Origin of the sequence: Agrococcus sp. DT81.2 (genome assembly GCF_049844935.1) — a bacterium.
GTDB lineage: Bacteria > Actinomycetota > Actinomycetes > Actinomycetales > Microbacteriaceae > Agrococcus.
On the sequence record NZ_JBNCLZ010000004.1, the window covers coordinates 247,124 to 260,775 of the forward strand.

Annotated in this window: 6 protein-coding genes; 1 reads left to right on the forward strand and 5 read right to left on the reverse strand. The window is 70.5% G+C overall.

The window, feature by feature from the left end; translation table 11 throughout:
• Positions 1 to 60: 60 nt before the first annotated feature.
• Together ACLQ21_RS09850 and ACLQ21_RS09855 are read right to left on the reverse strand one after the other, a co-directional pair.
• On the reverse strand, positions 61 to 3,015 hold the full coding sequence (locus tag ACLQ21_RS09850; RefSeq protein ID WP_425663230.1) for a cell wall-binding repeat-containing protein: 2,955 nt from the start codon (positions 3,013 to 3,015) through the stop codon (positions 61 to 63).
• Between the two features lie 168 nt (positions 3,016 to 3,183).
• Complete coding sequence (locus ACLQ21_RS09855; protein WP_425663232.1) at positions 3,184 to 5,664, reverse strand: ATP-dependent Clp protease ATP-binding subunit; 2,481 nt, start codon at positions 5,662 to 5,664, stop codon at positions 3,184 to 3,186.
• Positions 5,665 to 5,842: 178 nt separating this feature from the next.
• On the opposite strand from ACLQ21_RS09855, the gene ACLQ21_RS09860 reads away from it, so the two are divergent.
• Positions 5,843 to 7,300, forward strand: a complete 1,458-nt coding sequence (locus tag ACLQ21_RS09860; protein ID WP_425663234.1) for a CPBP family glutamic-type intramembrane protease — start codon at positions 5,843 to 5,845, stop codon at positions 7,298 to 7,300.
• Positions 7,301 to 7,528: 228 nt separating this feature from the next.
• On the opposite strand, the gene ACLQ21_RS09865 is transcribed toward ACLQ21_RS09860, so the two are convergent.
• The 3 genes from ACLQ21_RS09865 to ACLQ21_RS09875 form a co-directional block, all read right to left on the reverse strand.
• Positions 7,529 to 7,807: a hypothetical protein gene (locus ACLQ21_RS09865; RefSeq protein WP_425663235.1), complete on the reverse strand. Its 279-nt coding sequence runs from the start codon at positions 7,805 to 7,807 to the stop codon at positions 7,529 to 7,531.
• Positions 7,808 to 7,969: 162 nt separating this feature from the next.
• Positions 7,970 to 11,185, reverse strand: coding sequence for a beta-phosphoglucomutase family hydrolase (locus tag ACLQ21_RS09870; RefSeq protein ID WP_425663237.1), 3,216 nt, complete (start codon positions 11,183 to 11,185; stop codon positions 7,970 to 7,972).
• A 1-nt stretch (position 11,186) separates the two neighbouring features.
• The gene (locus ACLQ21_RS09875; protein WP_425663238.1) at positions 11,187 to 13,604 is read right to left on the reverse strand and encodes a phosphoketolase family protein; all 2,418 of its coding nucleotides are present in this window, start codon (positions 13,602 to 13,604) and stop codon (positions 11,187 to 11,189) included.
• Positions 13,605 to 13,652: the final 48 nt, after the last annotated feature.

The following is a 13,652-nucleotide window of genomic DNA, read 5'->3' on the forward strand; positions in this document are numbered from 1 at the left end:
GCTGACGGCGGTGGGGCGAGGCCGAAGCCCCGCCCCACCGCCGTTCGGGCGATCAGTCGATCAGCTGCACGCCGAGAGCCGAGCGACGTCCATCGACAGCGAGGGCTCGCCGCCGAGGAGCGTCACCGACGCGGGCTGCAGGCGCTCGAGCTCGTCGAGGATGCGCTGCGGCACGCACGTGCTGACGCTGATCAGCAGCGGCGAACCCTGCGCACCGGCGACCGCGCTGCCCGCGAGGGCGTCGGGGAAGCTCGTCCCGGAGGCGAGGTACGCGCCGTTCGGCGCTGCGTCGAACGCCGACATCGTGACGATCGCGCTCGTGGCGTAGCGGTCGGCACCGCCGAGGCGACGGACGGTGAAGCCGGCGTCGACGAGCTGACCGGCGTTCGCGGACGGCACCGCGTTGATGTCGCCGACGATGCGCACCTTGCGGATCCCGAGGTCGCTGAGGGTCTCGACCGCCGCAGCCGGGACGGCCGTGCGGGTGTCGACCAGCAGGAGCGGCATGTCGAGGTGACCCGCCGCCGCGCCGGCCGAGAGCGCGTCCGGGAAGCGCAGGCCGGTGGCGACGAAGGCGCCCTCGGCCGACTCGAACGCGTACTCAGCCACCATGCGGCTCGTCTCGAAGCGGTCCACGCCACCGACGCGGTCGACCGTCGTGACCGACTCGAGCCCTGCGATCGCGTCCTCGACCGCGCCGCCGACCGTGGGCTCGCCGCCGACGATCACGACCCGCTCTGCGCCGAGGCGCGCGATCTCAGCGAGCACGCCCTCCGCGATCTCGCCCTTGCGGACGAGCAGCAGCGGGCCGCCCTCGTGCGCCGCGGCGGGCGCCGCGGTGAGCGCGTCCGGCGCCACCTCGCCGCTCGCGACGTAGACGACGGGTGCGCCGTCGGGGTAGCCGGCCTCGGAGATCTCGACCGCCGTCTCGAAGCGGTCCGCTCCCGCGATGCGATCGGTCGGCAGCACCTCGAGCTCGAACGGGATCGACGTGCCGTTGTCGGCGCGCACCGCGAGCGTCTGGACGGCCGGAGCGAGCGCACCGGGCGCCGCCGGCGGCACCGTGAAGGTCACGGTCGCCGAGGTCGTCAGCGGCGCGCCCTTCGCATCGTTGGTGACGACCACGTCGCCCGAGCCGAGCACGGTGCCCGCTCCGTCGACGATCTCCACCGTCGTGGACGCCTCCGCGCCGAGCGAGCGGATGCGGTCGACCTGCCGCACCTCGACCGTCTGCTCCGAGCCAGGGGCGACGGTCTCGGGCAGGCCGACGAGGTCGACGTGACGCACCGAGTAGTCGGGAGCGAGACCCGGGTTGTCCGCGAGGTACGCGAGCAGCGCATCCTGGTCGACGAGACCGGAGTCGCGCTCATCGGTGCCCTCGGCGAACGACCAGAAGTTGTCGCCGGGGTTCGAGCCCATGACGCCGACGAGGAACGACGAGCTGGCGACGCGGATCTCCTGCTCGGGCGTGATGAACGCGCCGTCGATCGCGATGTCGCTGACACGGTCGTCCAGCGGCCGGGAGGGGTCGGAGACGTACGTGACGTTGTCGCTCAGGCCGAGCTGCAGGTAGGTGCGGCCAGACGTGAACGGCACGCCGTCGATCGAGCGCTGCCACTGCTCCTCGAGCACGGCGTCGAGCTCCGCGCCGGTGAGCGTGATCGTCCACAGGTTGTTGATGAACGGCAGCATCGTGTCGGCCTCGGCGAGGCGCACGACGCCGGGCTCCGTCTCGGGCGCGGTCGGCTCGTACAGGAAGCTGTCGCGCACCCCGCCCGGGTTGACGATGCCGATCTCGGCGCCGCCGCGGGCGTCGCTCGCGAGCTGGTCGCGGTACATGTCGGCGACCATCTGGGCGGCGGTCGACTCCTCGCCGCGGTTGCCGTTCGACAGTGCCGGCACGGTGATCGGGCCGCTGATCGTGCCCACCTCGACGTTGCCGATGATCGCGGCCTCCGCGACCGCCTGGTCGACGATCGTCTTCACCTCGGCGACGCGCGGGTACGTGGCGACGAGCTCGGCGGCCGGCGTCGCGGTGCGCGCGTGGTTCGTGAGGCCCTCGACCGACACGTCGCCGGTGGCGCGGTCCACGGCCAGCACGACCTGGCCGAGCAGGTTCGAGTACTCGTTCGACTGCACGACGGGGCGGGTCTCGCCGGGCGCGCCGGGGACGGGGGCGAGCCACGAGTAGGTGCGGTGGGTGTGACCGTTGAAGATCACGTCGACCTCAGCGGAGAGGCCGTTGACGATGCTGCCGAAGACGCCGCCGGCGGCCGCGTCCGGCCCGAGCAGCGCTTGCTGCTCCGCCTGCGGCGCGTTCGGCGCGAGGGTGAGCTGGGAGCCCTCGTGGATCTCGGCGACGATGACGTCGGCCTCGCCGTTCGCGGCGTTGCCGTCCGAGAGCGCGGCAGCGACCTCGTTGACGGCGGCGACCGGGTCGCCGAACTCGACGCCCACGATGCCGGAGCCGTCGACGAGGCTCGGCGTCTGCTCTGTGACGGCGCCGACGACGCCCACCGTGATGCCGTCGATCTCGAGCAGCTCGTACGCCGGCCCGATCGGTGCGCCGTCGAGCGTCACGTTGGCGGACAGGTAGCTGAAGTCGGCGAGGTCGGCCACGCGACCGGTGAGGTCGTCGACACCCTTGTCGAACTCGTGGTTGCCGACCGCGGACGCGTCGACGCCCATGGCGTTGAGCACCTCGATCGTCGGCTCGTCGTCCTGCGACGCGGAGGTGAAGTTGGAGGCCCCGATGCTGTCGCCGCCGGAGAGCAGCACGGTCGAAGTCGGGTAGTCGGTGCGCAGCTGCTCGATCGTGCCGGCGAACTGCACCGTCGTCGCAGCGTCGAGGCGACCGTGGAAGTCGTTGAAGTGCAGCAGGTTGACGACCGCGGTGGTCGCCGGGTCGACCACGATGGGCGCGGCCGTCGCGACCGCCGGGCCGCTGACGAGCAGCCCGAGGCTCAGCGCGCAGGCCGTTCCGGCCGCGAGCGAGCGCTTCGCTTTGTTGTTCACAGGATCTCCGAGTGCAGGGGAACAAGGGGGGAGGTGCATCCGTCGCACCAGGACCGACTCTATGGAGCCCGGTTGCCCGTGGCGAGCCCCAATCGTGACCGGCCGGTGAACTCGCGGTGACACGCGAAGAGGGGACCCCTCGCGGGGTCCCCTCTTCGTGCGTTCCGATCAGGCGTCGGCGGGCGCGAGCTCCGGCGTGTGCGGCTCGGGGCTCGTGTGCGTGAACACGAACTCGTTGTCGGCGAAGTCCACCGTGACGTGCTCCCCGGAACCGAGCTCGCCGTGCAGGATCTTCTCGCTCAGCACATCCTCGATCTCGTGCTGCACTGCGCGACGCAGCGGCCTGGCGCCGAGCGCCGGGTCGTGGCCGACCTGGATGAGCCGGCGCTTGGCCGCCTCGGTCAGCTCGATCGTCATGTCGCGGTCGAGCAGGCGCTCGCGGAGGCGGTTGATGAACAGGTCGACGATCTGCAGCAGCTCGTCGTTGCTGAGCTGCGGGAAGACGATCGTCTCGTCGACGCGGTTCAGGAACTCCGGCTTGAAGTTGCGCTTCAGCTCCTCGCGGACCTTGGCGCGCATCTGCTCGTAGTCGCCATGGCTCGACCCCTCGAGGACGAAGCCGACGGGACCGCCGGAGATGTCCTTGGTGCCGAGGTTCGTCGTCATGATGATGACGGTGTTCTTGAAGTCGACCACCCGGCCCTGGCCGTCGGTGAGTCGACCCTCCTCGAGGATCTGCAGCAGCGAGTTGAAGATGTCGTTGTGCGCCTTCTCGATCTCGTCGAACAGCACCACCGAGAACGGCTTCCGGCGCACCTTCTCGGTGAGCTGGCCGCCCTCCTCGAAGCCGACGAACCCGGGAGGGGCACCGAACAGCCGCGAGACGGTGTGCTTCTCGCTGTACTCCGACATGTCGAGCGAGATGAGCGCGTCCTGGTCGTCGAACAGGAACTCGGCGAGCGCCTTGGCGAGCTCGGTCTTGCCGACGCCCGTGGGGCCGGCGAAGATGAACGAGCCCGACGGGCGGCGCGGGTCCTTGAGGCCGGCGCGCTGGCGGCGGATCGTCTTCGCGAGCACGCTCACGGCCTCCTCCTGGCCGATGACGCGCTGGTGCAGCGCCTTCTCCATGAAGACGAGGCGAGCGGACTCCTCCTCGGTGAGCTTGAACACCGGGATGCCGGTCGCGTTCGCGAGCACCTCTGCGATCACGCCCTCGTCGAGCACGCCGGTCGGGCCGCCGTTGCCGCTGCGCCACTGCTTCTCGGTGCGGAGCCGCTCACCGAGCAGCTCCTTCTCCTCGTCGCGGAGACGGGCGGCCGCCTCGAAGTCCTGGCCGTCGATCGCCGACTCCTTGCGGGTGCGCACGCCGGCGATCCGCTCGTCGAACTCGCGCAGCTCGGGCGGGGCCGAGAGGATCGACAGGCGCAGGCGGGCGCCGCCCTCGTCGATCAGGTCGATCGCCTTGTCGGGCAGGAAGCGGTCCTGCACGTAGCGGTCGGCCAGGTTCGCGGCCGCGACGAGCGCGCCGTCGGTGATCGTCACCTTGTGGTGCGACTCGTAGCGGTCGCGCAGCCCCTTGAGGATGTTGATCGTGTGCGCGACCGACGGCTCCTGCACCTGGATGGGCTGGAAGCGCCGCTCGAGCGCCGCATCCTTCTCGAAGTGCTTGCGGTACTCGTCGAGCGTCGTCGCGCCGATCGTCTGCAGCTCGCCGCGGGCGAGCAGCGGCTTCAGGATGTTGGCCGCGTCGATCGCGCCCTCCGCGGCGCCGGCGCCGACGAGCGTGTGGATCTCGTCGATGAAGGTGATGATGTCGCCGCGGGTGCGGATCTCCTTCGTCACCTTCTTGAGGCGCTCCTCGAAGTCGCCGCGGTAGCGGCTGCCGGCGATGAGGCTGCCGAGGTCGAGCGTGTAGACCTGCTTGTCCTTGAGCGTCTCGGGCACCTCGCCCTTGACGATCGCCTGCGCGAGGCCCTCGACGACAGCGGTCTTGCCGACGCCGGGCTCGCCGATCAGCACCGGGTTGTTCTTGGAGCGGCGCGAGAGGATCTGCATGACCCGCTCGATCTCCTTCTCGCGACCGATGACGGGGTCGAGCTTGCCGTCGCGCGCGGCCTGCGTGAGGTTGCGGCCGAACTGGTCGAGGATCTGCGAGCCCTTGGCGTCAGGCTGCTGCGTCTGCTCGCCGCCGACAGCCGTCGTCTCCTTGCCCTGGTAGCCGGCGAGCAGCTGGTTGACCGTCTGCCGCACGCGGTTCAGGTCGGCGCCGAGCTTGACGAGCACCTGCGCGGCGACGCCCTCGCCCTCACGGATGAGGCCGAGCAGCACGTGCTCCGTGCCGATGTAGTTGTGGCCCAGCTGCAGCGCCTCGCGGAGGCTCAGCTCGAGCACCTTCTTGGCGCGCGGCGTGAACGGGATGTGCCCCGTCGTCTGCTGGCTGCCGGTGCCGATCATGTCCTGGACCTGTGCGCGCACGGCATCGAGCGAGATGCCGAGCTGCTCGAGAGCCTTCGCGGCGACGCCATCACCCTCGTGGATGAGGCCGAGCAGGATGTGCTCCGTGCCGATGTAGTTGTGGTTGAGCAGCTTCGCCTCTTCTTGGGCGAGGACCACGACGCGGCGAGCGCGGTCGGTGAATCTCTCGAACATCGCTGGCTCCCTTCCTTGACTGCGAGCGTAGCCGCGCGGCTCTGCGCGATGGGCCGTGTTCGCTCTAGGCGCGACGGTTCGGATGCGCTCCGATCGCGACGCGGGCGGCGCATCCGAAGGTGGCGCATGGGAACGCCGGATAGCCTCGCCAGGACGCAGGACACGAGGAGCGCGAGACATGAGCTGGAGCGGGCCGGAGCAGCCGCAGCAGGGCTACGGGGGCCCGTCGGGCACGCCGCAGCAGCAGCCGGAGTACGGGCAGCAGCAGCCCGGCTACGGGCAGCAGCCGGGCTACGGGCAGCAGCCCGGATACGGGCAGCCCTCCTACGGCCAGCCGGCGTACGGGCAGCCGGGCTACGGCCAGCCGCCGTATGGCCAGCCGGGCTACGGCCAGCCGGCGTACGGCCAACCGCCGTATGGCCAGCCGGGCTACGGGCATCCGTCGTATCCGGCGCCGTACGGCCAGCCGGGCTTCGCGCCGCAGCCTCCGCCGCCCTCCAAGCCCGCGCTGCTTCCCGCCGCGCTCCCGGTCGACGGGCAGCCCTACGCGATGGCGTTCCAGCCGCTCGAGCGACGGGTGGGCCGCTGGTTCCTCGCGTGGGCGATCGCGATCGGGTTCTTCTTCGGCGGCCAGGTCGTGTCGCTCGCGCTGCTCATGCCGGGCTTCGTGGAGTTCTTCTCGCAGCTCGACCCCTCGACCGCCGCAGACCCGGAGATCGCCGCCGAGGCGCTCGGCGAGATCATCGGCTCGCCGCTCGGCATGGCCGGCGTCAACATGGCGTGGGCGGCGATGATCCCTGGCGCGATCGTCGCGATGGCGGCGTTCGGCAAGGGCGCAGCGGGCTTCGCCTCGAGCGTGGCCGGGCGCTGGCGCTGGGGCGCCGTCGCTCGATCGGCGATCGTGATCGTGCCCATCTTCGCCGTCTACATCGGCATCTCGCTCGCGATGGATCCGAGCGTCGAGTGGCAGTGGAACCCCAACTGGGGGCTCGTGGCGGTCGTGCTGCTGACCACTCCGCTGCAGGCGACCGGCGAGGAGTTCACGTTCCGCGGGCTGCTGCCGCAGATGATGGGCGGCTGGCTGCGGCACCGCTACGTGCCGGCGCTCGTCATGCTGCTGCCGGTGCTCGCCGTCATGCTGCTGCAGCCGGCGACCTGGTGGCTGTCGCTGCTCGCGCTCGTCTCGACGGCGGTCGGTCCGTGGCTGCTGCGCGGCCCGCTCGGCAACGCCATCTGGACCGGTCTCGCGACCGGACTGCTCTTCGGTGCCCTGCACACGCATCCGTCGATCTCCGCGACGCTGCAGCTCTCGCTCGTCGGCTTGACCTGCTCGATGCTGACCTACCGCACCGGCGGGCTGGAGTCGGCCTCGGTGCTGCACACCGCGAACAACGTCTTCATCATGGTGCCGCTCGCGCTCACCGGCACGTCGGCATTCGCGTCGGCGCAGCCGGTCGCCGGCGAGGACTGGCTCTCGTTCGGCATCACCGCGCTCGCGCTCGGCATCGCCTACCTCGCGGTGCACTTCCTGCTCGCGCAGCAGCAGCGGTCGACCATCGGCGCGCCGGGGGCGGAACTGCTGGAGCCGCGGGCGCCGCTCGCGACGCCCTCGCGCGAGCCGGTCGCCGCCGGCTGAGCGGGGTCGGCTCCGCGCGCTCGACGAGCCGGGCGAACTGGGCTTGGTTCCCGGAGCTGCACCGGCGCCGGCGCACCGCTCGGGCTGCACCGCGGGTTCGATCGGGGAACGAGCGGCAACCGAGCCGCACCGCGGTGCGGCCGGGGCCGTCGCCGGGAGGTCGAGCACCGTCAGGCGCGCGCGGCCGCGCGACTCGTACCGGCGATCGCGACCGTCAGCCGGTGTGTCCTACGCGCGCGAGCGACCGTCGGGCACAGCACCGGGCGGGTCGTCCGCCGCGCGGACTGCGAGCGGATCCGCCGTCGTCTCGTCAGCCGTCTGCCCGCGATGGATGGTTCGGGGCGGCAGGCCGGCCTTCGCGCGCTCCTCTGCCTCGACCTGGTCGTACTTGAGGCGGGCGGTGCGATCGCCGCGGATGATCATCCGCATGATCATCCAGAAGATCAGCCCCAGCACGATCGTCGGGACGAGCGAGAAGATCGCGTTCCCCCACCAGCTCTCAGGCATGCACTCAGCCTACCGCCCCGCCGCGGGCTCGGCGATCGAGAGCGAGCGGCGCAGACCTCGTCGTGTCCACCTCGATGTCGAGACCGCCCATGGAGTCCTGCACCGTCCCGGCGGTGTCGTCCCGCTCGTTGCCGATCCCTCCGGTTCGTGATCTGTGGCGCGTCACGCAGGTCGGGCCGCTGCGTCCTCCGCGGATGGGCGTGCCAGCGGGAACTCCCGCGCCTCGCCGCCCGCGAGCAGCGCGTAGCGTCCCGTCACGCCGATCCGGACGGGCGCCGCGCGGCATGGCTGCAGGGAGACCGACAGGAGATCGGCGCGCAGAGACACGTCGATCCGATGGCCCCGGTACCTGACCTGGAAGCCTGCTCGTCCGAGGTGGGCTGGCAGCCTCGGGTCGAAGGTCAGCGCATCCGCCTCGACCCGCAGGCCCGCGAAGGCGCGCATCACGATGTCGATCGTCCCGGCCATGGCTCCCAGGTGGATCCCCTCCCGGGTCGTGCCGCCTTGCGTGTCGTCCAGGTCCGCGACCAAGGCGTCCCGGAACGTCGACCAGGCCCGGACCTCATCGAAGCGCGACAGCACGGAGGCGTGCACGACTCGGCTGAGCGTCGAGCCGTGCGCGGTGCGGGGGAGGTAGTAGTCGACCGTGCGTTCCAGCTCCTCCTCGGTGCACCGATAGCCGAGGCGACGAAGCTGCTCGATCACGCCTGCCGGACCCAGGAGGTAGATCAGCATCAGGACATCCGCCTGCTTCGACAGCTTGTACCGGTTGGTCATGTCGTCCTCGGCCTCGAGGATCAGGTCGAGCCGCCCGATGTTGCCGTACGTGGCGCGATAGCGGGACCAGTCGAGCTCCAGAAGGTCTTCGTAGCCGTCGAACTGACTGATCACGCCGTCGGCGTGGAAGGGCACCGCGAGACGGCTGCCGAGCCGGGCCCACCGGCGGATCTCCTCCGGGGCGATGCGCAGGCGGTCGGCGACGTCGTCGCCGGGGTGGCCCCGCAGCTCGCTCAGGACATCGGCCGCCCGGTCGCAGAGCCAGGACAGCAGCACGTTGGTGTACGCGTTGTCTCGCAGGCCCGCTCCAGGGGCTTCCGGGTAGCCGTCGTGGTACTCATCGGGTCCCATCACGCCGTCGAGGTGGTACCTGTCGGTGGCCGGGTCCCAGCGCGCCGACGACGCGAACATCCGGGTGACCTCGACGATGATCTCCGCGCCGCGAGCGGCGAGCCAGTCCCGGTCGCCGGTGGCCTGGAAGTGCTGCCACGCGTTGAGGGCGACGGCGATTCCGACGTGGCGCTGACGCGCTGAGTTGTCCGGCATCCATCGGGCGGAGCGGGTGTTGTACAGCTGGCGAGGTGTCTCCTCTCGCCCGTCGCTGCCGCTCTGCCACGGGAAGAGCGCCCCCTCGAGGCCCTGCGCGCGGGCGGCCGCCCTGGCGGCGGGCAACCGCCGCCAGCGGTACTCCACGAGAGCCCGACTGAGCCGGGGGTGCCGCATCCCGACGACGGGCAGGACGAACAGCTCGTCCCAGAAGACGTGCCCGCGGTAGCCCTCCCCGTGCAGGCCCCGGGCAGGGACGCCGGCGTCCAGGGCCGCGCTGTGCGCGGAGATCGTCTGCAGCAGGTGGAACACGTGCAGGTTCAGGATCAGGCGGGAGTGCCGGTCGGAATCCAAGCTGACCGCGGATCCGTTCCACAGGCGCCGCCATGCCGCCTCGTGCTCCGTCAGCAGCGCTCCGAAGCCGCCGTCGTGCCGCGCGAGCTCTGCGAGCGCGGCGGTGCCCGGAGCCGTGATCGCTCGGTCGCGCGACGTCACCACGGCCGCCGTCTTGTCGATCGTCACCGGCCGTCCATCGGCGAGTCGGAGGTCGTACCGCCGCCAATGGCCTCCGCCATCGAGCTCGACATCGTGGGGCGTCACGGCTGCGGCGTCGTCGAACGTCGTCCGGACTGCGAGAGCGATGCCGATCCGGCTCTGTCGCGTGGTCACCTCGCACAGGACGGTGTCGTCGGCCGTCTCGGCGAACACAGGATCGGTCAGGTGCCGCGTGCCGGCATAGGTGCTGACGTTGCGGTTCGTGACGGATGCGTCGATGCCGACGCGGATGCTGGCGGTGCCGCTGAAGCCATCGGCCGTGATGGTGGTCTCCAGGCCCGCGAGGTGGGGGCTGTGCATGGCGACGAGCCGCCGCTGGACGACAGTGAGACGCTCCCCGTGCTGACCGACGAGGGTGGCGCGGCGCGTCAGCACACCCCGGCGCAGATCGAGCTCGTTCCGCTCGTCCGAGACCCCGACCTCACCAGTCGACCACCACGGGGCGTCGCCGATGCGGACGTCCAGCGGGAGCCAGTCGGGGACGTTGACCAGGTGCTCCTCTTCCAGCTCGCGACCATGGATCACGCCGACCGCCCGGTTGTAGACCCCGGTCAAGTACGTGCCTGGGTAGTGCACACCGTCATCGCGGCGCTCAGGGCGCACGCCCCGGGTGGCCATGTATCCGTTGCCCAGAGCCGTCAGGGCTTCCCGGTGGCCCTCGTGCGCCGGGTCGAACCCCTCGTAGACCAGGGTCCAGGGATCGGTGTGGGCGGCGCCCAGGTCCAGCTCCGAGACGTCGCCGAGCACGACGTCGGCACCCGCCAGCTCCAGCTGCTCGCGATCCCCCGTCCGCTCGATGCCGACCACCATGCCGAAGCCGCCACGGCGGGCCGCCTGGACACCGGAGACCGCGTCCTCGACGACGACCGCGCGTCGCGGTTGCACACCCAGGCGGCGTGCGCCCTCCAGGAACATCGCCGGATCCGGCTTGCCGGGCAGCTGCTCCTCCGCCGCGGTCCGCCCGTCGACGATGACGTCGAACGCGACATCGAGCCCCGCAGCGGCGAGCGAGGCGAGGGCGTTGCGGCTGGCCGTGACCAGACCGACAGGCACCCCTGCCGACCGCAGCCGTCGTAGCAGGGCGACGGTGCCCGGATAGGCTGCGATGCCGTCGCGGCGGACTGCTTCGAGGAACAGTGCGCTCTTGCGGGCCCCGAGCCCGAAGACCGACCACGCATCCGGTGCGTCGTCCGGGCTGCCTGCGGGCAGCCGGACGCCACGCGACGCGAGGAATGCCACCACCCCGTCCTCGCGCTGCCTGCCGTCGACGTAGCGGCGGTAGTCGGCGTCCTCGTCGAACGGCTGCAGCACGTCAGCTCCGGAGATGCGCGGATCCTGGAGGACCTCATCGAAGAGCTGCTTCCACGCGGCCGCGTGAACGGCTGCGGTCTGCGTGACCACGCCGTCCATGTCGAACAGGACCGCCTCGTAGGGCACCGCGGCACCGTGGCCGGTCTGCTCCGGCTCGCTCGCGTCGTCGGCTCGGCTGGACGCATGCATGCTAGACGGGTTCCTCCAGCGGCTGGCTCGCAGGACCCGGAATCTGCGACCACTGCCAGCTCGTGATCTCGGGCATGTCCTCACCGTGGACGCGGATGTACTGGCGGTGCTCGAGCAGCTTGCCCTTGAGCTCCTCGCGCACGTGCGCGGAGGTGCCGCGCAACCGCGGCACCCGGTCGATGACGTCGATGGCCAGGTTGAATCGATCGATCTGGTTGAGCACGCACATGTCGAACGGCGTGGTGGTGGTGCCTTCCTCCTTGTATCCGCGGACGTGGAAGTTGTGGTGGTTGGTGCGCCGGTAGGTGAGCCGGTGGATCAGCCACGGGTAGCCGTGGTAGGCGAATATCACCGGCGCGCTCGTGGTGAACAGCGCGTCGAAGTCGCGGTCCGTCAGTCCGTGCGGATTCTCGGCGTCGTCCTGCAGGCGCATCAGGTCCACGACGTTGATCACACGTATCCGCAGGTCGGGGAAGCGCGTGCGCAGGATGTCGACGGCCGCCAATGTCTCCATCGTCGGCACGTCCCCCGCGCAGGCCATCACGACGTCTGGTTCGGCGTCCGCGTCCGAGCTCGCCCAATCCCAGATGCCGATTCCCTTGGTGCAGTGCACGATGGCGGCGTCCATGTCGAGGTACTGCAGCTGGGGCTGCTTGCCGGCCACGATCACGTTGACGTACTGGCGGCTCCGCAGGCAGTGATCGGCGACCGAGAGCAGCGTGTTGGCGTCGGGCGGGAGGTAGACGCGGATCACTTCGGGCTTCTTGTTGATCACGTGGTCGATGAATCCCGGATCCTGGTGCGAGAAGCCGTTGTGGTCCTGCCGCCACACGTGCGAGGTCAGGAGGTAGTTCAACGATGCGACTGGCCGGCGCCAGGCGATGCCGTTCGCGGTGTCGAGCCACTTGGCGTGCTGGTTGAACATGGAGTCGACGATGTGCACGAACGCCTCGTAGCACGAGAAGAACCCGTGTCGCCCGGTCAGCAGGTAGCCCTCGAGCCAGCCCTGGCAGGTGTGCTCGGACAGGATCTCCATGACGCGACCGTCCCGGGAGAGGTGATCGTCCTCCGGCACCGTCCGCGCGTTCCAGGTCCGGTCCGTCGCATCGAGCACCGCATCCAGCCGGTTGGAGTTGTTCTCGTCCGGGGCGAAGACCCGGAAGTTGTCCGAGTTCAAGGCCATGACGTCTCGCAGCATCTGGCCGAGCACGCGCGTGGATTCGACCGCACCGGTGCCGGGCTCCGTGACCGGGACGGCGTAGTCGCGGAACGCCGGCATCCGCAGCTCGCGCAGCAGCAGGCCGCCGTTCGCGTGGGGGTTGGCGCTCATCCGCCGGATGCCCTCCGGGTGCAGCGTGCGGATCGCCTCCACCGGAGCGCCGCTCTCGTCGAAGAGCTCCTCAGGCCGGTAGCTGCGGAGCCAGTCCTCCAGCACCTGTCGGTGGTCGTCGTTCTCGCGTGCGGCGCTGAAGGGCACCTGGTGGGAGCGCCAGGAGCCTTCGACCTTCTTCCCGTCCACCTCGGCGGGTCCGGTCCAGCCCTTCGGGGACCTCAGCACGATCATCGGCCAGCGGGGACGCTCGTTCCTGCCGTCCTCCCGGGCTCGACGCTTGATCTCCGCTATCTCGTCCAGACTGGCGTCCAGGATCCTGGCGAAGTCCTGGTGCATCTGAGCGGGATCATCCCCTTCCACGTAGTACGGCGTGTGCCCGTAGCCCCGCAGCAGGCCGTCCAGCTCATCCCGGTCGATCCGGTCCAGCACCGTCGGGTTGGCGATCTTGTAGCCGTTCAGATGCAGGATCGGGAGCACGGTGCCGTCGCGGGCCGGGTCGATGAACTTGTTCGAGTGCCAGCTCGCAGCGAGCGGACCCGTCTCCGCCTCGCCGTCTCCGACGACGGCGGCGACGATCAGGTCCGGGTTGTCGAACGCCGCCCCGTACGCGTGGGACAGGGCGTAGCCCAGCTCCCCGCCCTCGTGGATGGAGCCCGGGGTCTCGGGGGCGACGTGGCTCGGGATGCCGCCGGGGAACGAGAACTGACGGAACAGCCGCTGCATCCCGACCGCGTCCTGCGACACATTCGGGTAGATCTCGCTGTAGGTGCCTTCGAGCCAAGCCGCCGCCACGGGTCCTGGTCCGCCGTGCCCCGGGCCCATGACGTAGATCGTGTCGAGGTCGCGTTCCATGATCGCCCGGTTCAGGTGCGCGTAGATGAAGTTCAGTCCGGGGGTCGTTCCCCAGTGGCCCAGCAGTCGAGGCTTGACATGCTCCGGCAGCAGCGGCTCGCGGAGCAGCGGATTGTCCATGAGGTAGATCTGGCCGACCGACAGGTAGTTGGCCGCCCGCCACCAGGCGTGGATGCGATCCGGCTGCTGGGGGTCGAGGACGGGTACCGGACCGGGCTGGCTCTGAGCGCTCATGAGATCTCCTGCTTCTAGGGGCATTGGTCCGCCACGGTGCCGCGACGA